Consider the following 22442-nt stretch of genomic DNA (forward strand, 5'->3'; position numbering starts at 1 on the left):
CAGCTTATATGCTTATTAATTAAACTCTTTTAAATAAAACACTTCACAATGGCTTAAAAACACGCTATTTATTCTTATTGAATAAGAAACAGTAACGGTTTAGCAACATTGAAACTACGATTGTCGCTGTGCGGATTAATTTAATACGAGGAAATAATGATGAGTTTAATGTCTACTGAGCAAGTTGCTGAGTTTTTAGGTGTAAAAGTAGAGCGTGTAAAACGTCTTTCTAGAGAGAGTTTATTAATTGCTAAATCAGAAGATGAAAATGGCGAACCACAATTTGATACAGCCGAAGTAACTAAATACAAAGAGCTAGCCGAGCGCTTTGGTGGCCTTTAACATCTATAAAAAGTATTATTAACGAGTTTATTTAGCTGCGCGCGTAACATTACAGATTTATTAGTTATGCCGCGCTCTTCGTACCAGCCAATACATAACACTAAAAAAAACAGCTTATAGTAATTCAGCTTATCTATTGAAAGATCAAACGTTTTTGTTTTATCGATGCTATTTTTATAGTTATTTAACAATGCACTTTCACTGCTCTCATTAAAATTAAAGCTCACTGCAAGGGCTGCCAAATCAAAATACACATCGTTAGTTTGTGCGTATTCAAAATCAATTAAATACATACCTGAAGCATTTACAATAATGTTGTCTTTTACTAAGTCGTTATGACAAAAACCTGCATTAAATGACATAGCTGTAACTGCTTTGAGTGCCTGCTCTATTTGAAGTTTATATTGCGTATATACGCCGGTGTTTTGATAAAAATGAAGCTCTTTAGCTATATCCATTGGCGCGGTAGACACTTTGTAATTGTGCACTTGAGCAAGTTTATTAATAAAGCTAAGCGTTATATCCGATTGCGCGCTCTTGCCTTCAATATAATTAAATACCGCACGACCGTTTTCTTTATCAAGCCAAATAGGCGCTGGACATATATTAAAGTCACTTAAAAAGCGCTGCGCTTCAAGGCCAATATTTGGCCAATGACTTTTATAACATTTTAATAAATACCCTTGTTGCTCGGTACGTATTAAAAAATTATCGTTACTAAAGCCATTAAGTAATCGCTCGCTTGAAACAATGCTTGTAGGCTCTATAAACGCACTACACATTTTTACTAACTGAGTATGGGCAATCATTGATTAAAGCTGTGCTAGAGGCTTAGCTTGGCTTTGTTCGTACTCTTCGTACCAGGTTTTAAAGCCCCACGCTGCCATAACGGTATAAAATATAAAGAGTGCTAGCGTTGGGTAATAGCCTTTTTCGTAATATAAATACATAGAAGCTGCATCTATAACAATCCAGTACAGCCAGTTTTCGAGGACTTTTTTAGCAACTAAGTAAGTAGTTACTACTGCAAAACACGTTGTAAAGCTATCAAGATAAGCAAAATCAGCATGAGTATAGTTTTGCATAACGTAACCTATAGCTATTGCAGCTATAGTTGTTAAACTAATTAAAACAGCATGGCGGTTTATCGACCACGATGTAATATTTAAATTTGCAGCTTTGCCTTTACGCCATACAACCCATCCAAATACAGCCATATACATATAATAAAAATTAAGTAATGACTCCATAAGTAATGCACCATTCCAGTACATTATTGTATAAATGAGCGTACTAAAAAACGCCGCAGGCCAACACCATAAGCTTTCTTTTATTGCTAATAATAAATAAGCCATCGACAACCCTACCGCAATATACTCCCAATGCGACATTGCTGTAAAACCACTTAAGGTTTGTGTTAAAAAGTCCATATTATGCAGTTACCGTTTAGTTGTGCCGATTGTTATACCAACCTGCTTATATACGGGGTCTATTTAACGTTAAGAAAATTACGCTAGAACTAGGCAAAAATTTTTGTATCTAGTTGTTCTAAATAAAAATTTTTAACGACGTTATAGTGCAATTTAATTCGTTAAATTGATCAACGATTTATGCAGGTTGGTATTATAGGCTATTCAGGCGATAAGTCGCCAGAGAGAAACTTACATACAAAAATAGCTTTACCAAATTCTTCATATGAGCGCTTAATTTCGGTATTTAATACCTGCATTACTAAATCGTAATCACCAAAAATTTGCGTTGATAACGTGTTAGTAATCACTTTTAAATCATCGTATTCGTTTAATCTGTCAATAAACCCTTTTATAAACGGGATATAGTCTTGGTGAAGTGGGTATTTACTGATCTCTACTGATAATTTCATTTTCGACTCTTTATTTTAATTACCGATTACAACAAGTCATTCAATGCTAGAGCCGTTATTAAATACAGTGTAAAATCGCTGCAACACTCAATTGAAATGAGCTTAATATGGCACGTAGAATAACCTACAAATATAAAAACGAACCGCGCGAGATTAATTTCGCTAAAGATAAATACCACGACATGTATCAAGCAATTGCTGCCGCTGAAGGTATTGATCTGACTAATTACTTAAGCATGGTACAGCAAATAGAAATGACCTCAAAAGGGTCTGCCTCTGTTCGTAACTTTCGCGACCAAGAATTTGCCCGTATGGGCTTTAGCGATATTTACTTTATAAAAGAGTAAATACAGCTTTATAGCTGTGTCAACGCTGATACTCATAACTTACGCGCGGTGTAATATTACATAATAGCTCGTAGGGGATAGTATCAGCGCATAGTGCTATTTCTTCAACTGGTAGCTCAGGGCCCCACATAGTAACCCTGTCGCCAACTTTAATATTATGCTCATTAGTGCCTATATCTACACTAATCATATCCATTGCTACACTACCGACAATACCATAACGCTGCTTGCCAATTATAACGGGGGTCCCCTCTTTAGCGTGCCGAGGATAACCATCGCCATAACCCATAGCCACAACAGCTAACTTGGTTGGTTTATCGCTTTTCCAACGACCACCATACCCGACCGCCTCATTAGCAGGCACATTTCGCACTGCAATTACGCGCGTAGTTAAGCGCATAACTGGTTTTAATTTATGTTGTTGCCCAATACTATTTGCCATAGGCGATACACCATAGAGCATTAGACCAGGGCGTACCCAATCACCATGTCCATTTGGCCACGCGATAATACCCGCTGAATTTGATAAACAATGCGCTTGGTCAATACCATTCACTAAGTTATCAAATAACGTAATTTGTTGAACCGTTTTAGCATTATCAACATCATCAGCACACGAAAAATGGGTCATCAGATTAACAGTGTTTTTAGCGTTAGGTGTTTTTTGTAAACGGCTATAAAATTCTTCAAACTGCTCTGGCGCAATACCTAGTCGATGCATACCTGTATTTACTTTTAACCAGCATGTTATTGGCGCATCAAGCTTTGCTTTTTCAAGCGCGGCTAATTGGTACTCATCGTGAATAATAGTTTGAAAATTATTAGCAAGTAAAATAGGTATGTCGGCTTTATTAAAGAAGCCTTCGAGTAAAACTATTGGCTTTGTTAGGCCCCCCGCTCGCAGAGCTAACGCTTCATCTATCCGCGCCACAGCAAATGCGTCAGCATCATTTAAATGCTGCGCAATCGTTACTAAACCATGTCCGTAAGCATTTGCTTTTAGCACCGCCATTACTTTGCTATTAGGTGCAAAACACTTAACTTGCGCTAAATTATGCGCAAGTGCAGCTAAATTAATTTCAGCAGTGGCTAAGCGCATTAGTAATCGTCATCTACCGCTGGTCCCGCGTAATTATCAAAGCGAGAAAATTGACCTTGGAATGTTAAACGCACTTTACCAATTGGGCCGTTACGTTGTTTACCTATAATAATTTCGGCAATACCTTTATCGGTACTGTCTTCGTTGTACACTTCATCACGGTAAATAAACATGATTAAATCGGCATCCTGCTCTATCGACCCTGACTCACGTAAATCTGAGTTAATTGGGCGTTTATCGGCACGTTGCTCTAGCGTACGGTTAAGCTGTGAAAGCGCAACAACCGGACATTTTAGCTCTTTTGCTAATGCTTTAAGTGAACGCGAGATTTCGGCAATTTCGAGCGTTCGGTTATCGGCAAGGCTTGGTACACGCATTAACTGTAAGTAATCGACCATGATCATGCTAATACCGCCATGGTCGCGGGCTATACGCCTTGCACGAGAACGAACATCGGTAGGTGTTAAACCTGATGCATCATCAACGTACATTTTACCTTTTTCCATCAACAAGCCCATAGTTGATGAAAGTCGTGCCCAATCGTCATCATCTAACTGGCCAGTACGTACCTTAGTTTGGTTAATACGGCCAAGAGACGCTAGCATCCTCATCATAATTTGCTCAGAAGGCATCTCTAGAGAGTAAATTAATACTGGTTTGTCTTGAGTCATTGCAGCATGTTCTGCAAGGTTCATCGCAAAGGTGGTTTTACCCATTGATGGACGTGCTGCTACAATAATTAAATCGGATGGCTGTAAGCCCGTCGTCATTTTATCAAGATCGGCATAACCTGTACTTACACCTGTTACACCATCTTGTGGCGATTGATAAAGCTCTTCTATTTTATCAACGGTTTTTTCAAGGATGCTATGAATGCTCTGCGGACCTTCATTACTTTTTGTTCGTTGCTCAGCAATTTTAAACACTTTGCTTTCGGCAAAATCAAGTAAATCGTGACTAGTACGCCCTTCAGTATTAAAACCCGCTTCTGCAATTTCGTTCGCTACGCCAATCATTTCACGTACAACAGCGCGTTCGCGTACAATACTTGCGTAAGCGTCAATGTTAGCAGCGCTTGGCGTGTTTTTAGCTATTTCAGCTAAATAAGCAAAACCACCAATTCCTGCAAGCTTATTATTTTTTTCTAAACTTTCAGAAATAGTGATTAAATCTATCGGATCGCCAATCTCAGCAAGTGCCGTCATCGCTTCAAAAATTAACTTGTGCGTGCGGGTATAAAAATCCTGTGATACAACAAGTTCAGCTACGCGGTCAAAAGCTTGGTTATCAAGCATTAAGCCACCTAAAACAGATTGTTCAGCTTCTATTGAATGGGGAGGAACTTTAAGAGTATCGACTTGCTTATCTGGTTTGGCCATAACTTCACAGTAGTAAAATTGAATGGCTCTATTCTATCGACTTGAAGGGGCTGTGCAAATAGAAAAGCAGGAAATCTTTTCCTGCTTTTTGTAATAGTGAAGGTGAGAGCGTTATTTAATACGAAGCTCTATGCGCCCACTAATGGTATCCATTTCAACATTAGCATTACCGCCATTAATACTAAATTCTAAATCACTGGCTGGACCATATTTAGCTTTACTGACTTTGTCACTAGTCACTTTATTAATGATTTTGCCATTAGCATGGGCTTTAATTTCAAAATTTGCAGATACGCTGTCAGGAAAGTAAAAATCACCATCGCCACTTACCGATTCAAAACGTACATCACCACCTTTTAAAAGCTCTTTAATGTGTACTTCGGCTTCGCCATTCACCGTGTTAATACGTAAGTTTTTAATAGCCGATAGCGTAAAATTTATATCGCCATTTACATTTTCAAGGCGCACATCATTGGCGCTTGAGGTTGATTTAATATCGCCATTAACAGCACTAAAACGCAGTTCACCACTTGATTGCCTATCGTTAATTTCGCCATTTACGGTTTCAAATTGAATATTACCACTTAAATTTTGTGCATTTACGTCGCCATTAACTGTGGTCAATTTAATATTACCGGCAATATCATCTACCGTAATTTCGCCATTAACCACATCAACTTCAGCACCGTTTTTTAGCTCTTTCGCAGTCACCGATACATTAACGCCAGCAAACTCTAAGCTGCTGCTTTTAGGCATAAATATGGTTAGGCTTGAGCCATCGCCATTATTACTCCAATTTGATTTACGTGGCATTTTTACAATAAACTGAGTTTTATCGCCATTTGTTTTAAGCTCATAACCTTCTGCTTTGTCATCAAGCTCGCCAGATACTTTAAATTCGTTTTTATCCCAGCCTGTAATATGTATATCACCGCGTTGGTTTTCAATAAAAATAGTGCCGCCATTTGGTACGTCTATTTGCTTATCTATTTTTTCACCCGCAAATACCGCCAATGGAAATAAGCTTAGTCCTAATAAAATCGCTTTCATGTCGTACTCCTAAATGTGCTGCCAACGTGGCGCGTGCACCTTGTTAATTAAATCAAGTTGTTGTTGATATATTTGCGCTAACATTGTCAGAAGCGCTTGGTTTTGTGGTTCATTTTCAAGAGCTTGCATTATTGCTTGTTCAGCCTCTTCTAATTCTTGTAGTTGTGTTTGCCAATTAGTGGTCAATGCTTCTTTATTTTCGTATTCAACTAACAAACTGTTTTTTTTCGCCGAAAAGTAATCACTTATAGCCACTACGGGTTGTGGCTCGGGCGCTATAAAAAATATATTTACAGCAATTAAAGTAGCTAATGTGCAGGCAGCTATTGCCGTTAGTTTTGGCCAAATGCCAGCTTTTTTTTGGTTCTGCTTATTATTAACAATTGCTCGCTCAATCCCTGCCCATAAATCTTTTTGTGGTGGTATCTCTTTATCAAGCATATTTAATGATTTGTTTAAGTAATCGTCAAAATTTGGTTTATTCATTTTCATACCACTCTTGTAATAACTGCCTAGCACGATGATATTGCGATTTACTTGAACCAACAGCCATACCTAACTGTTCGGCTATTTCCTCATGCCTGTAACCTTCAATTGCAAACAGCACAAACACCATACGTGCACGCTCAGGAAGCCTTACTATTAATTTATCAAGGCCATTTAAGCCTTCGCAATCATTAGCTGATTGCTCATCCATACCGCTGTGTTCAATGCTCACCACTTTTTGTAGCCAATTTTTTTGCTTGCGTAGGTAGTTAATCGCAATATTGCTGGCAACACTGTAAAGCCAAGTAGAAAACTGCGAGCGACCGTCAAATTGCGCTATTTTATGCCACACCTGTACAAACACTTCTTGCGCTGCATCTTCAGCATGCGCTTGGTCGGCTAATAAGCGTAAACATAAACCGTAGACTCGTTTTATATGTAACTCATAAAGCGTTGTATATGCCGCCTGCTCACCCGACTTAACACGCTCAATAAGTGTAGCTTCGCATAAAGGCGTTTGTTCGGGTTTAACGTGTAACATCCGTGATGTCGCCTTTTAATTATTATTATTGAGTTAGTGTATTGATAAGTTAGACGTAATAACAGTTCGAAAAGGTTTAAAAGGAATGAAAAAATAATTGAATAAAAAAGAGGGTTGTACGAGGTTGTATTTAACTGTGCCCTTAACTAGCAACTAATAAACGAAGTTAGCCAAATTACAGACACAAAAAAGCCGTGCTAATAGCACGGCTTTTGTCGCTTAATTAAAAAATTAAGCTTCAGCGATTACGATTACTTTAATAGTAGCCGTTACGTCTGAGTGAACTGAAATTGATACGTCAAATTCACCTGTCTCACGGATAGTACCTAGAGGCAAACGAACTTCTGACTTAGCAACTTCAACACCAACAGCTGAGATAGCGTCAGCGATGTCACGAGTACCGATTGAACCGAATAACTTACCTTCGTCACCAGCTTTAGATACTAATGTAACTTCTGCTAATGCTTCTAGTTTTTCAGCGCGTGCTTGTGCAGCAACTAACTGTTCAGCGATTTTCGCTTCAAGTTCTGCACGACGAGCGTCAAACGTTTCAATGTTAGCTTTAGTCGCAGGAACTGCCTTACCTTGAGGGAAAAGGAAGTTACGTGCGAAACCAGATTTAACTACAACCTGTTCACCTAGGCTACCTAGGTTAGCGATCTTATCTAGTAGAATAACTTGCATGTTTCTACACCTTTTAAAAACTGTTAATCCGCTGCTTACTTATGTAAGTCAGTGTATGGAAGAAGGGCTAAGTAGCGAGCACGCTTAATAGCAGTTGCTAGCTGGCGCTGGTATTTAGCGCTAGTACCTGTAATACGGCTAGGTACGATTTTGCCACTTTCTGTAACATAGTTTCTAAGAGTAGCTAGATCTTTGTAATCGATTTGCTTTACGCCTTCCGCTTTAAAGCGGCAGAACTTACGACGTCTGAAATAACGTGCCATGAGATTAATTCCTCAAATAATTCTTTCTATATGCTGAGCATGCAAAACCAATTGGCTAAGGCCGTTACGACCTTCGTGGCGATTTAAAAAACCACTCACTTGCAATGCCTGCCCAACGTGCAAATGTTGAGTCTGTTGTTGCATTTGCTTTCCACTGGCAACTACCTGAAGCCTCACGTAACTATTACGGTTAAGGTCTGCTTCGGTTTGCATCGATTTATGTTCTACAACAAAAATACAATGCGGGATGCCAGCAGGGCTTTGGCTAAACTTGGGAGTTTTACAAACTACCCCAGATATAACCAGCCGATTCATAAAAGGGCTAACCATTTATATTTACCGCCAGTTAAACGCCATGCTAGGACTCAAAACAATTAAGCAGCTGGTGCTTCTTTCTTCTCTTCTCTTGCAAGAGGAGACGCTTCAGTTTCAGCAGTTTTAGTGCGGATAACTAAGTTACGAAGCACTGCATCGTTGTAGCGGAAAGTAGTTTCTAGCTCGCTGATTACTTCAGTTGGTGCTTCAACGTTCATAAGAACATAGTGAGCTTTATGAAGCTTGTTAATTGGGTAAGCCAATTGACGACGGCCCCAATCTTCAAGACGGTGGATAACACCACCAGCTTCAGTGATAGAACCAGTATAACGTTCGATCATACCAGCAACTTGCTCACTCTGATCTGGGTGAACCATGAATACGATTTCGTAATGACGCATGGATATTCCTTACGGTTAATAGAGCCTTCTACCGTTTCGGCCGGTCGGTTTAAGGCAAGGAATTAATAGTTTAAAAGCCGAAATGAGCGCGCATTTTACGCTTAGACGGATAATTAAGCAAGCAGGTTTTTTAAGCTTTTATAGATAAGTGTTTAAAAGTAATAATTACGCACTTCGCTTGTCACGCTAACAAGCTGATCGCCTACCGCAAAAGTTAAGCAAAGAGTGTAATACCTCTTTTAGAAGCCAAGCTTACTCGCGTGAAAAGCGATAGCTTTTAATTGCTTAAGCTTTATGTTTACCTCGAAAATATAAACATTTACTCAAGCTTAAAGCCGTGCAATTATTAATCAATACATTATTAATCAATACATTATTAAATAAGGATATTTATGAAGCTCTTACTATCGCTTGTATTAATACTTACTTTTAGTACACCATTTTTAAGCCACGCAAAAACCAATACAACTGACATAACCGTTGGTAAAAAAGTCATTCTGCAATCAAAAATACTCAACGAAGACAGGCCCATTAAAATTTTCATACCTGAAACTGTAAAAGACGATCAGCCCCTTTATGTTATTTATTTACTTGATGGTGTTGAGCACTTTCATACAGCGTCTGGTGTTATTAAATCCCTTGTAGATTACGAGCAAATACCCAATGCCATGCTTGTTGGTATTGATACAACTAACCGCGTTCGCGATTATTTACCAAAAGTACAAGGCGAGCCTAAAACAGAGTTTCAAACCTTTGTTAAAAACAAATGGCCTGACGCAGGACAAACCGACAAGTTTTTAAAGTTTGTGTCTGATGAACTCATGCCTTATATAAACAGTAATTACTCAACTAACGGCTACAGCACCTTAATTGGTCACTCTAATGCTGGTACATTAACGCTTTATACTTTAGTTAATCAGCCTGAGTTATTTAATAACTACATAGCTATAAGCCCAAACAGTTGGTGGAGTGATGAAGAGTTAAAAAATAATATTATTAAATACACTAAAAACCCTAAAGGCAGCCAATCGTTATTTATTAGTGTAGCGAGTGAAGGCGCCCGTTTTTATACAGGTGTTTTAAATGCTTTAGTAAATTTAGAGCAACAAATGCCTACGCAGCTAAAATGGGAATATAAGCATTACCCTACTTTTTCTCATATGGGCACCATACTACCAGCACTTAGCGATAGCCTAATTCACTTATTTGGCGACCTAATATTTAAGGTTACTGATGAGCACGGAAGATTTGCTGATATATCGCTTATTACCGGTTACTATCAAGCACTGAGTGATAAGTACGGATTTGAGCTTAAAATTCCACAAGATGTGTACGTAGAATTTGCGCATAGCCAGCAAAAATTTGGTAACACTAAAAAAGCGATAACAACGCTTAAAAACTTTACTACCCAATACCCTAATGCTGCTTACTCCCACATGCGACTATCACAAGGGTACACTGCTAACAAACAGTTTAAAGAAGCCGTAACTAGCATGAAACAGGCACTAGAACTTGCTAAGCAAAACTCGCGAGACCCAATGTTAGTTGATGCGCTACAAGATATGGTGAATGAAGCACAAAAGAATTTGTAGCTGATTTAACGCAAAGCGTTTTTTAACTAACGATAATTACGAGCTTCGCTCGTCGCGTCAGCAAGCTAAACGCCTACAGGTAAAATTAAGCTCAGTGTTAAACTTTGCATGTAGGCGCCGAGGCAAGCTCACTGACTTCGATGTGATAAATGATTAGCTAATCATTTATCAATGAGAGATACAAGACGCCGAGCTTGCTCGCGTGAAAAGCGCAGCTTTTAAATATCTGTATTAAAAGTAAAGTGCTGTAAAGTAAACTCTATAATATAAAACATTTAATAGCCTAGGTATTATATGATCCTCTTTAGCAAGAAATGGATATTCCGCTCAGTTGTATTTTCTATACCGATTTTATTTGGCACTTACTCTATTTCAATTCAAAACGTATCAATAGCAGATAAATGGAGTGCTACTGGCGGTTGGGCTGGAGGCTATACAGCCTGTATTGCTTTAATATTTGCTATATACCAATATCAAAATCTTTTAATCACAGCTGATAAAGAAAAACTAGCTTTTCATACGATCCCCAAACTACTAAACAACTTAGATACCTTAAGAATACTGCCTATTACAGTTTTAGAAATTCATAAATGGGTTTTATATGATGAAGAGCAAGAAGATAAAGTCTCTTTTATTAAGAGACTCCATGAATTAAACAAGAAAAGAAGTGAAGAGCTACTTGCTAGGGAAATTTTATTTGATGAATTAAACTCACAAGTTGATAAGTTAAAGTTTAAAGGTTTTCGTTTTAAAAATGAATTTGAAGAAAATCTTATTAGCCTAAAGAATGACTTTGAGGACATACTAAAAATTGAGCAAGGTATTAAAAATACTTTAGGTGGTGTAAATATCAGTATAGATATTCACGCGTACCGTGATTCATCTCTATTCAACTTAGAAAATGACAATAAAACAAAGATAGGACATATTATCCTACAAGGTAAATATAAACCGCTAGATGAATATATAACCAGCCTAAGAGAAAGGCTTGTACGACTAAAAAGTGAAATAAGGTATTAATGTCTTTTATAAAGAAACCAATGTTTAAATTAAACATTGGTTTCTTTAATCAATCTGATCGCTTTACTTTCTCGTTGGGTTTCGCTTCGCTCTTCCCAACCTACGTTACTTTCCTATCGCTTCTTTGGCGAACAGGTGCTTTATTGGGCCTAGGTTATCAACGAGTGATAGCCCTACTCCGCGTATAAGCTTTTTAAATGGGTTTGCACCTTCAAATAACTCTTTTAACCCTTGCATCATCGCAATGTGTTTTTGTGCATCGAGCTTGCGGGTGCGCTCGTAATCACGAAGTGTGCGAGTGCTTGCAAACTCCTTGCTATCGCTTGTTAAAAGCTCAATTAAATAAGCCGCATCTTTTAGGCCTAGGTTCATACCAAGCCCTGCAAGTGGGTGGATTGTATGTGCAGCATCGCCAATGAGTACCACTTTGCCTGAAACCCATTGTTGGGCGTAGCGCATTTTAAGTGGGAAAGCCGCGCGCTTACTTTGTATTTCACATAATCCGCATTGGCCATCTATGGCAGCCATCACCGATTTATTAAAGTCGGCGTCACTCATTGCCAGTAGTTCGTCACAATGATTGGGGCTGGTAGACCACACAATTGAATGGGTATTGGCATCGTTAAGTGGTAAAAATGCCAGAGGCCCTGTTGGTAAAAACACTTGCCGTGCAGTGTTTGCATGTGGCTCTTTGGTTTTAACCGTAGCAACTAGTGCGTGGTGATCGTAATCTTTAAAGCTTAGCGCCATATTAAATTGTTTACGAATAGCTGAATTTGCCCCATCGGCTGCCACCAGCAGTTTTGCAATAATTGGCTCGCCACTTTTAAGTGTTATAAATACGTCAGATTCACTTTGATGTATTTGCTGATACTCGGTATCGAACATTAGCGTGGCGCTTGGTTGCTGCTCTAGCTCTTTTATAAGTGCATAGCGAATAATATCGTTTTCAACAATGTGGCCTAAATGTTCAAGCTCAAGTTGCTCGTTATTAAAGGTTATTTTGCCAAAGCTGTCAGCATCGCGTACATCCATATGTGTATAAGCGCACGCTCGTTGTGCAATAATTTCGGGCCATACATTTAATTGTTCAAGCAGGGTTTGACTTGCAATGCTCAGCGCACTTACACGTAAACCATATTCGTTTGTTGGTGGTGCTTGTGTTGATGTAGCGTCGATTACAACGACGCTTATATCGGCTTTTGCCAATCCAAGTGCCAGTGTCAGCCCTACGCAGCCGCCACCTACAATACAAACCTGTGCTTGCTTCATAAACGCCTACCTTGTTTAACTTGCCCCATTAACTGCTTGGCTAATGGCGCTTTTAATGCGGGAAATAAATCCATCGAAAACAACCCAATGCTGCGCCCCAATGCGAGCACTCGCGATGAGTTTGAAAACAACCTAACCAATGCATCGGTTAAGCTCATTACGGTTTTTATATCATCACTGCGCTTTTGTAAATATTCACGTGTAAACGCATAGCTGCCTAAATCGTGTTGGCTGCTTGCTATTAAATTACTAAGTACTTGCACGTCGCGAAGGCCTAAATTAAAACCTTGCCCTGCAATAGGATGAATAGCATGTGCAGCATTACCAATAACCACTGTACGGTGCGCAGTTAAAGATTCGACTTGCCCGTAAACGAGCGGGTAACTCGTGCGCATGCCTACTTTAGTAAATTGACCTCCGCGATAACCAAACGCGCTTTGCAGTGCACTTATAAAATCTTGTTCATTTAGTGCCATGTGCTGTTCAATCTGATCTTGACGCATACACCATACTAACGAATAACGGTTATTGCTCATGGGTAATAACGCCATAGGCCCGTTTTGTGTAAAGCGCTCAAAGGCATGATTATTATGCCCACCAGCCACTTCTACATTAGCAATAATAGCGCCTTGTTCATAAGGCTGGGTATTAAAACCAAGCCCGAGTAAATTGCGCGTTGGTGATTGTGCGCCATCAGCAATAACCAATAGTGCTGCATTTAATTGCTCGCCACTTTGTAGAGTGAGTGTATTGCTATGCAAAGTTTGTTTAATGGCAGTTACGCTATCGGGGCACATAAGCGTAATATTTGACTGCGTTAAACGTAGGTGAAGCGCTCGGCCAAATGGATTTACTTCTACTACGTAACCAAGTGAGGGCTTAGCAAATTCGTCGCAATTAATGTGCGCTTTGCCAAAGTGGCCTCTATCAGACACGCTCACTTTTTTGATTGCTGCGGTGTAAGGGGCATTTTGCTCAAATAAATTGAGGCTTTGTAAATACTCTACCGATTGCTGAGCAAGTGCAATGCTTCTGTCGTCGAAGCTTGGGTGGTAGTCGCCGGCTACTTGATTCGCTTCTACAACAGCAATATTTAACGCGGGATTAGTTTTAGCCACACTTAATGCGCAGCTTGCTCCCGCTAAACCACCGCCAATAATAACTACATCAAACTGCTTAGCCACTTTACTCTCCGAGCTTTATACGTTTTTAGCACTTTGCATAAGTGCTTCTATATCACTAATTTTTTTAGGCACGCTTAGGGTCAAGTTTTCATGACCGGTTTCAGTAACTAGCAAGTTATCTTCGATACGGATACCAATGCCTTTATATTTTTGCGGTGCGCTTGAGTCTTCGCTTATATAAAGCCCTGGCTCTATGGTGAGTACCATGCCGGATTCAAATGCACGCTCAACGTTATTTACTTTGTAATCGCCAACATCATGTACATCTAAACCAAGCCAATGTCCTAGCCCGTGCATGTAATATTCTTTACACGCGCCTTTTGCCATTAGCTCGTCAAAGTCGCCGGTTAAAATACCTAAGTCGAGTAAACCTTGGGTCATTACTTCCATTGCTAGTTTATTAGCATGCGACATAAACCCGGCGGGTTTAACTTCTTCAAAAGCCACTTCTTGTGCTTTCAGTACAATGTTATAAAGCGCCGCTTGCTCTTCGCTAAATTGACCATTTACTGGAAATGTACGCGTAATATCGGCGGCATAACCTTGTAGTTCACAGCCGGAGTCTATAAGTACTAGGTCGCCATTTTTTAATACGTCGCTATTTTGTGTGTAATGTAAAATATTGGCGTTGTCGCCACTACCAACAATTGTGCCGTACGCAGGATGTGGTGCGCCATTCAGAGCATAATGATGATGTAGCTCTGCTTCTAGCTGAAACTCTGTGGCACCCGCATGCGAATAACGCATGGCACGCATGTGCCCTCGCGCACTAATTTCACAGCCTTCTCGCATAACATCTATCTCACTTGGCGATTTAAACAAACGCATTTCGTGAATAAGGCCACGAATTTCTTTTAAAGTACTGGGTGCTTTGAGTCCTTTTCGAGAGCCATTTCGAAGTGTACCTAGTAACGAAAATACTTTGGTATCAAATGAAGAATAAGCACCTTGTGCAAAATAGATCGCATTTTTTGCATTTAGCATATCCAGTAGCTTATCGTTCAATTCACTTAGCGGGTAAGCTTCATCAAACAAGTAGTCACTTTTAGCTTTATCAAAGCCAACTCTGCGGCCATGCCAAATTTCTGCAAGCTTGTCTTTATCTAGGCAAAATAAAGTACTGGGTGCATCGCTGTTGTTACATAGTACGAGTACGGCGTCGGGTTCGTTAAAGCCAGTTAAGTAAAAAAAGTCGCTATCTTGTCTAAATGCATATTCGGTATCGTGGCTACGCGTCACTTCGCTCGCAGCGGGAATAATAGCAACGCTATTTTCATCCATTTGAGCAATTAAACGCTCGCGGCGTGCTTTAAATTCTGACTTTTGTACTTCAACCATTATTAACCAACCCGTTTTACTTTTTTTAAAAGTGAATGCCTAATGAAGTGTTTTTTTAGTGCTTTGCGTGCTCTGCTCTTTACCAAGCTCTGCAAAACAAAGTAGTGCTGATACGCGCACATATTCAATCACTTCGTGCAGCGCTTGGCTGTCTTCTTCGGTTTCTTCAAAAGTGGTATCTAGGCGAGTGATTTCGCTAAAGTCAGTAATAACTTCTTTAACATCGCTTGATAGTTTACCGTAGTCTTTTTGCTTTAAACCAAAACCAAGCATAAAACCTGCTACCCATGATACGAGGCCATTAGCTTGATCGATGAGTGTTTCGTCGTCGCTTGGTAAAAATAAATCAAACTGAAATTCATCATCATTAAAGCTCGCGACTACTTGCTTATAAATAGTGCCAAAAAACTGCTTTAAATCGTTACTAAACGATTCACCATCGTTAAACACATCGCTCAAAAGACCTAAGTATTCTTTGTCGTCAATGGTTAAACCACACGCAAGTAAACCACTAATCACACCATGCGCTTCGGCAGGTGATACAAATATTTCGTTTTTTTCTAAAAGCAGTTGAGCTTTTTCGTAATCGGGTAAATCGTTCATAATCGAATCTTCGCTTTGCAAGTTAAGGCAATGCTACCACTCGATAAAAAGCAACTCCAATTAATTGTATGATCAAGCTCAAAAACCATGCGATAAAGTAAATGACGAGTTAAAGGTGCGGAAAAACTAAGCGAACGGTTTAATTTTTTGCGTTTGGGGTTTAAGGATTGGATTATGTCTTATATACTTAAATTGTTCCCTGGGATATCGGAGCTTGGTTAAGTCCCTGAGCCGATAAATTTTATACCAGGATTTCTGTTCGTCTACTATTGTGCAAGCTTGGCATGTACCGAGAAGCCTACGGTAAACCGCAGATTTCCGCCCTGAGACCTTCTGGTTTCAGGACTGAAACCGGGTACCATATCTTGGGGAACACCTTTTTAGCAAACCCTCGCCTTTAAAAGGCTTTATCAAAAAAATTAATCTTCCTGTTTACTCTTATATTTATCTAAATTTTTTATTCACTTATCTTCAATTGTCTAATATTACTTTTTAGCTTATAAAAAAGCCGCAGGTAATTGCTTACCTACAGCTTTAATAATCACGTATTAGAGTGAAGTTATACCAATCTGCTTATATATGAGGTCTATTTAACGTTAAGAAAATCACGCTAGAACTAGGCAAAAATTTTTATATCTAGTTGTTCTAAATAAAAAATTTTTAACGACGTTATAGTGCAATTTAATTCGTTAAATTGATCAAAGATTTATGCAGGTTGGTATTATTTAAACCAACCTTGAAAACGCTCCATTAGCATGTAGTTTATTGGTACTAGTAATAGAGTAATGAAAGTTGCAAAAATAATCCCAAACCCTAAGCTCACCGCCATTGGTATTAAAAACTGTGCTTGAGTCGCTTTTTCAAACAGTAATGGCATTAAGCCAATAAAGGTCGTTAAACTAGTTAGCATTACAGGGCGAAAACGCGATGCACCTGCAATTTTTATAGCATCGAGAACTTTTCCACCTTCACTGCGTTTTTTATTAATAAAATCAACTAGTACAAGCGAGTCATTTACTACCACCCCGGTTAGCGCAAGCATACCGAGTAAGCTCATAATAGTTAAGTCCATGCCCATAATCCAATGCCCTACTACAGCACCTATCATGCCAAATGGAATTACACTCATTACTATAATTGGCTGTAAGTAAGATTTGAGCGGTATAGCTAATAATGCATATATAATGAAGAACACAAACACAAGTGCCCAAGCCAACGAACCAAACGACTCTCGTTGCTCTTTAGCCTCACCTTCTAGTTTGTAATCTACTCCAGGATATTGCTGCATTAATTCATCTAAATACTCCGTTAGGTCAGCCTGAAGTATTGTCATGTTGGTGTTATTTTTTTCAATATCTGCTGTTACGTTTAATGTACGGTAACGATCTATTCGATTAATAGTTGATGGACTTTGCCCAGCAGTAAGTGTTGCCACATGCGATAAAGGCACAGAGCCACCATCAGGTGTATTTATAAGTATGTTTTGTAAATCGGCTACAGAGCGGCGCTCGTCTATAGGTAGGCGCACCATCACACGTACATCGTCCCTGCCTCGCTGAATACGTTGTGCCTGTGAGCCAAAGAACGAGTTACGTACTTGCCCTGCTACATTAACTCTATTTAAGCCCAGCGCTAAACCTTGTTGTGTAAGCTCTATTTGTAACTCTTCTTTACCGTCAGACATACTATCAGCAATATCAAATACTGTTGGGTAGGTCGATAAACGGGTTTTAATGTGATCAGCCACGTCTTGTAAAATAGTCAACGAAGTACCGCTAAGCTGAACATCAATTGGGTCTGAACTTCGGCCAATTTCGGCTCTAAACGTTAAACTTTCAGCGCCTGGGATGACACCTATTAAATCGCGCCATTCGCTGGCAAGTTCTCGTGATCCTATATCTGATTCACGCTTTTCAGCTGGTGTAATTTCAAAGCGTACAGAGCCTGAATTAGATACACCACCACGCCCGCCTGTTGTGGCTAATATATTTAAAATAACGCTTTCACCTGTATCTGGGTCGCGGTATTTTTCTTGTAATTGCTGCGCCTTTTGCGACATGTCAATTACGTATTTATTAGTTACTTCAAACGGTGTACCGGTTGGTAGTGTTAAGTTAACGCGGACTGTTTCGCTTGGTATACGCGGGAAAAATACAAACTTAGTCCAACCGCTGGTGATCATGGTTAAAATTATAACAAATACACCAATAAACAAGCTTACCGAAGCCAATTTATGGCGCAGCGCTAAATTTAAAGTGGGTTGATAATATTTTAAAATCGCGTTTTCAAATCCATCTGCAAAACGCTGTTGAAGAACATCAAGCTTTGAAGGCTCACCTTTTTCGTGGCGCAGTTTTATATATTTTAAATGTGCTGGCAGTACAAATTTAGATTCAATTAATGAAAACAGTAATACAGGTATAACTACTACGGGTATTTGGGCAAATAAAGCACCACGCGCACCTTCAATAAAGGCAAGAGGCAAAAATGCAGCCACGGTAGTTAATACACCAAAGGTTACTGGCGTTGCTACTTCTTGTGTACCCAAAATTGCAGCTTGCTCGCCCGACTTAGCCGTTTTTAAGTGGGTATAAACATTTTCGCCGGTAACGATGGCATCATCCACCACGATACCTAGCACTAATATAAAGCCAAATAAGCTCATAATATTAAGGGTTACACCAAAAATAGGCATCGCTATAAACGCGCCCATAAATGAAACCGGTATACCAATAAACACCCAAAATGCAATTGCAGGGCGTAAAAACAAAGTAAGTAAAGCCAGTACTAAAATACCGCCTTGTAAAGCATTGGTAGTAAGGGTCGAAATACGGCTTTTAACAAGTTCTGAGTCATCATCCCAATAGCTCAGTTCAAACCCCTGTGGTATTGAGCTTTGTTGCTCTTTTATATAGTTTTTAACATCGTCAGCAACGGTAATTGCACTTTGTGGACCAATTCGATATACGTCGATAAATGCTGCTTGCTTACCGTTAAAACGAGTACGTACTGGTGTTTCTTCAAAGTCGTCTTTAATTATCGCTATGTCGCCTAAACGAATAATCGTGCCGTCTGCTTGATTTTTAACAACAATATTGGCAAATTCATCTTTACGATATGCTTGCCCTTTAGAGCTTATAAGTACGTCCCCCCCTTCTGTTTTTAAGTTACCAGCAGAAATATCTGAACTTGAGTTAGAAATAGCACTCGATATTTGTGCAAGGCTTAAATCGTACTGGCGAAGAACGTCCTGGCTTACTTCTATAGCAATTTCATAATCACGCACACCACTTAGCTCTACCTGCGTTACATTAGGTAAACGTAGAATTTGATCGCGTACTGTTTCTGCGTATTCGCGGGTTTCTTTTTCGCCGTAGTCACTCGATACTGTAACCGCTATAACCTCACGGATTCGCTCAGCAAGCGCTACTATCGGCTTTTCGGCATCAGCAGGAAAAGTATTAATTGCGTCTACACGACTTTTTATATCAGCTAAAAGCTCACGAGGGTCGTAACCGCTTTCAACCTCTATTGTTACAGAGCCAGAACCTTCAGAAGAGCGACTAAATATTTGCTTAATGCCTTCTAAATCTTGCACGGCTTCTTCTATACGAATTGTTACGCCTTGCTCTACGTCCTCTGGTGTTGAACCACGCAAACTCACGTTTACACTTATCATGTCGGTTTCAAATGAAGGAAATACCTCAAGCGGTATTTTACTCGATAGACTAAAAAGCCCCGACAGTAACAACGTTACTAGCAGTAAGTTAGCAGCAACATGGTTTTTGGCAAACCAAGCTATCATGGTTTATCTCCTTGCTTTGCTGCACGGCGTTTTTTCAGCTCATCTACACTAATACCCAGCTCTTTCGCTTTTTGTTCAAGCTGCTCAGGAGATAGGCGCTTTCCTTTACCTTGCCCATTAGCTCCGCGGCTTTTAGGTTGCTCTGCGCTTTGCTCACCTAAAATCCTTACCTGAGTCCCAGAACTTACTTGCCCAAGTGGAGTAATGACGAGTTTATCATTTGGGTTTAATCCCGATTTAATCATCGCTTGTGTCGCATTTTGCCAAGCGAGTGTAATGTCTTTACGCTTAAGTACGCCCTCTTCAACAATGTAAACGTAGGTTCCTTGATAGATTGTACTGTTAGGGATTATAAGTGCGTTAGACACTGTTTTACCGGTAATTTGCGCCTTTATGTATTGCCCTATTTTTATTGGGTATTGGTTATTAGCTGTTGCTTTGTATGGGTCGTTAATTTTAGCAACTACATAAAGCTGTTGTGCGCCTTCATCAATGGCACCTTCAGTACGTGCCAGCTGCCCTTGCCAAGTTTGCTCGCCCACTAAGTCTGAGGTAAATTTTACAATTGAACCCGCTTGGTTTTTAGCACCATCGCGATATTGTTCTGGTAAATTTACAAACGGAAGGTCTTTATTTTTAATTGGTAAACGAATCTCAACGCTATCGATTGCGTAAATAGTGGCAAGCTGGGTATTGTTAGTAACAACTTGCCCTAAATCAACACTACGGCTGAGTATACGCCCGGCGTATGGCGCCGTTACTTTAGTACGCTCTAAATCAAGCATTGCTTTTTCAAGTACTGCCTGCGCAGATAAAACTTCAGCTTCTGCTGCGGCTAGTTGTGGTTCACGCAGTACTAGGCTGCTTGCCTGATTTGAGCCACCAAGACGCTTCCAATCTGTGATAGCTTGTTGCCCACGCGCTTTCTCTTCCAGTAAGCCTTGCTCTGCGGTTAATAAATTGGCTTGAGAAGATTTAACTTCAGCTTGGTGATCTCTATCGTCTAGCTTTAAAAGGACATCGCCTTTTTCAAAAAAACCGCCTTCTCTAAAGTCATCGCTTACTTCAATTATTTGCCCAGATGCCTGAGCAACTAATAAACTTTGTGTACGTGGTTTGACCGTACCGTAGCTATCTATCATCACTTGGTAATTTTGTGGTTTAAGCTCAAGCGCAGCTACACTTATTGATGCTTTAGGAGGTGAGCCAAAGCGTTTGGCCTCTGGCGGATTACCTTTGATAAACATAACAATTAAAATAGTGGCAACAATAACCACCGCTGGAATAATAATTTTTGCTGTTTTAGTTTTCATCGTTATTGCTCTTTAGTTCACTTGAGGGCTTTGCAAAATCACCACCAAGGGCAACATGTAAGTTAATTCTGTTAGCTATTAATTGGTTTTTAATTTCGATTAAGGAGCTTTGCGCATCGAAAGAGCGATCTTGTGCATCAAGCACGGTAGTGTAAGTTACCAAGCCACTTTGATATTGCTCAAAAGATAACTGCTCTGCTGCAAGTGCATTTTCTTGCGCTTCAAGGGTGCTGCTATATTGTGATTTAAGAGACTGCTGCTGCGAAATGGCATTTTCTACATCACCAAATGCATCGTAAAGCGTTTGCAAATAAAGTTGCTCTTGCTTTTGAGTATTAAGACGCGCTATTTCTTCATTCGCTTTTAAGCGTCCACCTTCAAAAAGTGGCGCAGAAATACTTCCCAATAACGACCATGCAAGGCTTGATGGAGAAAACAAGTCGCTTACTCTGTCAGTGCTATCACTTAAGCTTGCTGTTAAGTCTAAACTTGGAAAGCGTTGTTTGTGCGCATACGCCAATGAAGCGTCAGTAGCTAGAAGCTCATACCAACTTGCACGCAGAGTAGGTTTACGCGTTATAAGCTCTGAAGGTAAACCCAATGGAATATCGGTATTAATAACGGGTAAGTCGCTACTAGCAGTAATAGCGCCTTTTGGGTATTCACCTAGTAAACGCTCAAGTACACGTGCTGATGCCGATAGGTTCGCCGTTTGAGTAGCAATGCGAGATCGTTCATTATTAAGCTCATTACGGGCTAAATATACATCGAGAGCTTCATTTATACCTTGGCGGTAGCCTGACTCAATAATATCCAAGCTTTGCTGTGCGTTGGCTTCACGGCGTTTGAATAAATCGAGCAACTGCTGTGCACTTACTACATCAAACCAACCTGCTACTACATCAGCAACGAGTTGCTGTTTAGCCTGTTCAAACCGTGCTTGCTGCGCTAAATAGTTAAGATTAGCTTCGCGCTTTGAGTCAGAAAGCTTACCCCATAAATCAACCTCGTAAGTTAAGTTTAAACTAACTGAACTTGCGTTGTCATAACTTACTGGGCGGTTGTCTTTACTGCGACTTGTACGCGTTGATAAATCGAGGCTTGGCCAAAGTGCAGAGCCCGATACTATAAGCTGTTGTTTTTGGATTTCTACATCGTAGCTAGTTTGCAAAAGCTGTTGGTTGTTTTTAAGTGCTTGTTGTACAAATTTGTTAAGCGTAGGATTTTGTAATTGTGTAAGCCATTGCTCTTGTACTTTTAATACCGAGCTTGATGCTTCTTGCTGCCATCGCTGTGGCATATCCTTAGGGGCTTGCATACGCTGCGACGAGTTAAAATCACTCGCACAGCCGCTAAGCAGCATCACACTAATTGCCAATAGGGTTGGCTTGCATTGCCAAATCATAATTAAACCTAAATTACTGCTATTTATGAACGTAATTCAAGCACTTTGGCAACTTTTGCTCAACCTACTTTACATAACATTACATAGCTAGCGATGAAATAACATAATAGCCAGTTATACG

Annotated in this window: 23 protein-coding genes and 1 other RNA gene; 5 read left to right on the forward strand and 19 right to left on the reverse strand. The window is 39.8% G+C overall.

All coding sequences use genetic code 11. The features are described 5' to 3' along the window. Window positions 1-159 precede the first annotated feature (159 nt). On the forward strand, window positions 160-342 hold the full coding sequence (locus tag L656_RS0121360; protein ID WP_007587299.1) for a hypothetical protein: 183 nt from the start codon (window positions 160-162) through the stop codon (window positions 340-342). Here the strand turns inward: L656_RS0121360 and L656_RS0121365 are convergent. The 3 genes from L656_RS0121365 to L656_RS0121375 form a co-directional block, all read right to left on the reverse strand. After that, a complete protein-coding gene (locus L656_RS0121365) occupies window positions 339-1151 on the reverse strand; it encodes a phosphotransferase (protein WP_024600727.1) in 813 nt (270 codons plus the stop codon). The two genes, L656_RS0121360 and L656_RS0121365, sit on opposite strands and share 4 nt — an antisense overlap. A 3-nt stretch (window positions 1152-1154) precedes the next feature. Next, a complete protein-coding gene (gene pnuC / locus L656_RS0121370; protein ID WP_024600728.1) occupies window positions 1155-1772 on the reverse strand; it encodes a nicotinamide riboside transporter PnuC in 618 nt (205 codons plus the stop codon). 200 nt (window positions 1773-1972) lie between these two features. Then, window positions 1973-2224 carry a hypothetical protein gene (locus tag L656_RS0121375; protein WP_024600729.1) on the reverse strand — a complete coding sequence of 84 codons (252 nt, stop codon included), beginning with the start codon at window positions 2222-2224 and terminating at the stop codon, window positions 1973-1975. A 107-nt stretch (window positions 2225-2331) separates the two neighbouring features. Between L656_RS0121375 and L656_RS0121380 the strand changes: the two genes are divergently transcribed. Then, the gene (locus tag L656_RS0121380; protein WP_024600730.1) at window positions 2332-2571 is read left to right on the forward strand and encodes a DUF2960 domain-containing protein; all 240 of its coding nucleotides are present in this window, start codon (window positions 2332-2334) and stop codon (window positions 2569-2571) included. Window positions 2572-2590: 19 nt separating this feature from the next. On the opposite strand, the gene alr is transcribed toward L656_RS0121380, so the two are convergent. The 9 genes from alr to rpsF form a co-directional block, all read right to left on the reverse strand. Further along, window positions 2591-3670: an alanine racemase gene (alr, locus tag L656_RS0121385; RefSeq protein WP_024600731.1), complete on the reverse strand. Its 1080-nt coding sequence runs from the start codon at window positions 3668-3670 to the stop codon at window positions 2591-2593. Continuing rightward, the gene (dnaB, locus tag L656_RS0121390) at window positions 3670-5049 is read right to left on the reverse strand and encodes a replicative DNA helicase (protein ID WP_024600732.1); all 1380 of its coding nucleotides are present in this window, start codon (window positions 5047-5049) and stop codon (window positions 3670-3672) included. The genes alr and dnaB overlap by 1 nt, the downstream gene beginning before the upstream one ends. Window positions 5050-5160: 111 nt before the next feature. Beyond that, entirely contained in the window at window positions 5161-6099 is a 939-nt protein-coding gene (locus tag L656_RS0121395) for a DUF4097 family beta strand repeat-containing protein (protein ID WP_024600733.1), read from the reverse strand. A gap of 9 nt (window positions 6100-6108) precedes the next feature. Continuing rightward, a complete protein-coding gene (locus L656_RS0121400; RefSeq protein WP_024600734.1) occupies window positions 6109-6591 on the reverse strand; it encodes a hypothetical protein in 483 nt (160 codons plus the stop codon). Further along, window positions 6578-7126, reverse strand: a complete 549-nt coding sequence (locus L656_RS0121405) for an RNA polymerase sigma factor (protein WP_024600735.1) — start codon at window positions 7124-7126, stop codon at window positions 6578-6580. Before L656_RS0121405 ends, L656_RS0121400 begins: the two co-directional genes overlap by 14 nt. A 231-nt stretch (window positions 7127-7357) precedes the next feature. Continuing rightward, the gene (gene rplI / locus L656_RS0121410; protein ID WP_002962755.1) at window positions 7358-7810 is read right to left on the reverse strand and encodes a 50S ribosomal protein L9; all 453 of its coding nucleotides are present in this window, start codon (window positions 7808-7810) and stop codon (window positions 7358-7360) included. Window positions 7811-7845: 35 nt separating this feature from the next. Continuing rightward, window positions 7846-8073, reverse strand: coding sequence for a 30S ribosomal protein S18 (gene rpsR, locus L656_RS0121415; protein ID WP_024600736.1), 228 nt, complete (start codon window positions 8071-8073; stop codon window positions 7846-7848). A 12-nt stretch (window positions 8074-8085) separates the two neighbouring features. Beyond that, on the reverse strand, window positions 8086-8403 hold the full coding sequence (priB, locus tag L656_RS0121420) for a primosomal replication protein N (RefSeq protein ID WP_024600737.1): 318 nt from the start codon (window positions 8401-8403) through the stop codon (window positions 8086-8088). Window positions 8404-8447: 44 nt separating this feature from the next. Then, window positions 8448-8789, reverse strand: coding sequence for a 30S ribosomal protein S6 (rpsF, locus tag L656_RS0121425; protein WP_007378473.1), 342 nt, complete (start codon window positions 8787-8789; stop codon window positions 8448-8450). A gap of 392 nt (window positions 8790-9181) precedes the next feature. Here rpsF and L656_RS0121430 point away from each other — a divergent pair, with 392 nt between their 5' ends. Together L656_RS0121430 and L656_RS0121435 are read left to right on the forward strand one after the other, a co-directional pair. Beyond that, window positions 9182-10381, forward strand: coding sequence for an alpha/beta hydrolase-fold protein (locus L656_RS0121430; RefSeq protein ID WP_024600738.1), 1200 nt, complete (start codon window positions 9182-9184; stop codon window positions 10379-10381). Window positions 10382-10675: 294 nt separating this feature from the next. Further along, entirely contained in the window at window positions 10676-11401 is a 726-nt protein-coding gene (locus L656_RS0121435; RefSeq protein ID WP_024600739.1) for a hypothetical protein, read from the forward strand. A gap of 105 nt (window positions 11402-11506) precedes the next feature. Here L656_RS0121435 and L656_RS0121440 read toward each other — a convergent pair whose 3' ends face one another. From L656_RS0121440 to L656_RS0121455, 4 genes are read right to left on the reverse strand one after another with little or no spacing between them, the layout of a single operon-like run. After that, entirely contained in the window at window positions 11507-12673 is a 1167-nt protein-coding gene (locus L656_RS0121440; RefSeq protein WP_024600740.1) for an FAD-dependent monooxygenase, read from the reverse strand. Continuing rightward, complete coding sequence (gene ubiH, locus L656_RS0121445; protein ID WP_024600741.1) at window positions 12670-13857, reverse strand: 2-octaprenyl-6-methoxyphenyl hydroxylase; 1188 nt, start codon at window positions 13855-13857, stop codon at window positions 12670-12672. Before ubiH ends, L656_RS0121440 begins: the two co-directional genes overlap by 4 nt. A gap of 15 nt (window positions 13858-13872) precedes the next feature. Next, window positions 13873-15195 (reverse strand): Xaa-Pro aminopeptidase, encoded by a 1323-nt coding sequence (pepP, locus tag L656_RS0121450; protein WP_024600742.1) that lies wholly within the window; start codon window positions 15193-15195, stop codon window positions 13873-13875. Window positions 15196-15234: 39 nt separating this feature from the next. Continuing rightward, window positions 15235-15798 (reverse strand): UPF0149 family protein, encoded by a 564-nt coding sequence (locus tag L656_RS0121455; RefSeq protein WP_007587323.1) that lies wholly within the window; start codon window positions 15796-15798, stop codon window positions 15235-15237. Between the two features lie 193 nt (window positions 15799-15991). On the opposite strand from L656_RS0121455, the gene ssrS reads away from it, so the two are divergent. Beyond that, window positions 15992-16174, forward strand: a non-coding RNA gene (gene ssrS / locus L656_RS1000000122920) — 6S RNA. A gap of 345 nt (window positions 16175-16519) precedes the next feature. On the opposite strand, the gene L656_RS0121460 is transcribed toward ssrS, so the two are convergent. Genes L656_RS0121460 through L656_RS0121470 form a run of 3 tightly spaced genes read right to left on the reverse strand, consistent with a single transcriptional unit; the run spans window position 16520 to window position 22321 of the window. Continuing rightward, on the reverse strand, window positions 16520-19603 hold the full coding sequence (locus L656_RS0121460; RefSeq protein WP_024600743.1) for an efflux RND transporter permease subunit: 3084 nt from the start codon (window positions 19601-19603) through the stop codon (window positions 16520-16522). Next, window positions 19600-20916 carry an efflux RND transporter periplasmic adaptor subunit gene (locus L656_RS0121465; RefSeq protein WP_024600744.1) on the reverse strand — a complete coding sequence of 439 codons (1317 nt, stop codon included), beginning with the start codon at window positions 20914-20916 and terminating at the stop codon, window positions 19600-19602. Before L656_RS0121465 ends, L656_RS0121460 begins: the two co-directional genes overlap by 4 nt. Next, the gene (locus L656_RS0121470; protein ID WP_024600745.1) at window positions 20906-22321 is read right to left on the reverse strand and encodes a TolC family protein; all 1416 of its coding nucleotides are present in this window, start codon (window positions 22319-22321) and stop codon (window positions 20906-20908) included. The genes L656_RS0121465 and L656_RS0121470 overlap by 11 nt, the downstream gene beginning before the upstream one ends. Window positions 22322-22442 lie beyond the last annotated feature (121 nt).

It is taken from the genome of Pseudoalteromonas sp. TAE56 (assembly GCF_000497955.1).
In the GTDB taxonomy this organism is placed as follows: Bacteria; Pseudomonadota; Gammaproteobacteria; order Enterobacterales; family Alteromonadaceae; genus Pseudoalteromonas.

Coding starts and splice junctions, on each gene's coding strand:
- L656_RS0121360 (WP_007587299.1), top strand. CDS start 160: ATGAGTTTAATGTCTACTGAGCAAGTTGCTGAGTTTTTAGGTGTAAAA.
- L656_RS0121365 (WP_024600727.1), bottom strand. CDS start 1,151: ATGATTGCCCATACTCAGTTAGTAAAAATGTGTAGTGCGTTTATAGAG.
- pnuC (WP_024600728.1), bottom strand. CDS start 1,772: ATGGACTTTTTAACACAAACCTTAAGTGGTTTTACAGCAATGTCGCAT.
- L656_RS0121375 (WP_024600729.1), bottom strand. CDS start 2,224: ATGAAATTATCAGTAGAGATCAGTAAATACCCACTTCACCAAGACTAT.
- L656_RS0121380 (WP_024600730.1), top strand. CDS start 2,332: ATGGCACGTAGAATAACCTACAAATATAAAAACGAACCGCGCGAGATT.
- alr (WP_024600731.1), bottom strand. CDS start 3,670: ATGCGCTTAGCCACTGCTGAAATTAATTTAGCTGCACTTGCGCATAAT.
- dnaB (WP_024600732.1), bottom strand. CDS start 5,049: ATGGCCAAACCAGATAAGCAAGTCGATACTCTTAAAGTTCCTCCCCAT.
- L656_RS0121395 (WP_024600733.1), bottom strand. CDS start 6,099: ATGAAAGCGATTTTATTAGGACTAAGCTTATTTCCATTGGCGGTATTT.
- L656_RS0121400 (WP_024600734.1), bottom strand. CDS start 6,591: ATGAAAATGAATAAACCAAATTTTGACGATTACTTAAACAAATCATTA.
- L656_RS0121405 (WP_024600735.1), bottom strand. CDS start 7,126: ATGTTACACGTTAAACCCGAACAAACGCCTTTATGCGAAGCTACACTT.
- rplI (WP_002962755.1), bottom strand. CDS start 7,810: ATGCAAGTTATTCTACTAGATAAGATCGCTAACCTAGGTAGCCTAGGT.
- rpsR (WP_024600736.1), bottom strand. CDS start 8,073: ATGGCACGTTATTTCAGACGTCGTAAGTTCTGCCGCTTTAAAGCGGAA.
- priB (WP_024600737.1), bottom strand. CDS start 8,403: ATGGTTAGCCCTTTTATGAATCGGCTGGTTATATCTGGGGTAGTTTGT.
- rpsF (WP_007378473.1), bottom strand. CDS start 8,789: ATGCGTCATTACGAAATCGTATTCATGGTTCACCCAGATCAGAGTGAG.
- L656_RS0121430 (WP_024600738.1), top strand. CDS start 9,182: ATGAAGCTCTTACTATCGCTTGTATTAATACTTACTTTTAGTACACCA.
- L656_RS0121435 (WP_024600739.1), top strand. CDS start 10,676: ATGATCCTCTTTAGCAAGAAATGGATATTCCGCTCAGTTGTATTTTCT.
- L656_RS0121440 (WP_024600740.1), bottom strand. CDS start 12,673: ATGAAGCAAGCACAGGTTTGTATTGTAGGTGGCGGCTGCGTAGGGCTG.
- pepP (WP_024600742.1), bottom strand. CDS start 15,195: ATGGTTGAAGTACAAAAGTCAGAATTTAAAGCACGCCGCGAGCGTTTA.
- L656_RS0121455 (WP_007587323.1), bottom strand. CDS start 15,798: ATGAACGATTTACCCGATTACGAAAAAGCTCAACTGCTTTTAGAAAAA.
- L656_RS0121460 (WP_024600743.1), bottom strand. CDS start 19,603: ATGATAGCTTGGTTTGCCAAAAACCATGTTGCTGCTAACTTACTGCTA.
- L656_RS0121465 (WP_024600744.1), bottom strand. CDS start 20,916: ATGAAAACTAAAACAGCAAAAATTATTATTCCAGCGGTGGTTATTGTT.
- L656_RS0121470 (WP_024600745.1), bottom strand. CDS start 22,321: ATGATTTGGCAATGCAAGCCAACCCTATTGGCAATTAGTGTGATGCTG.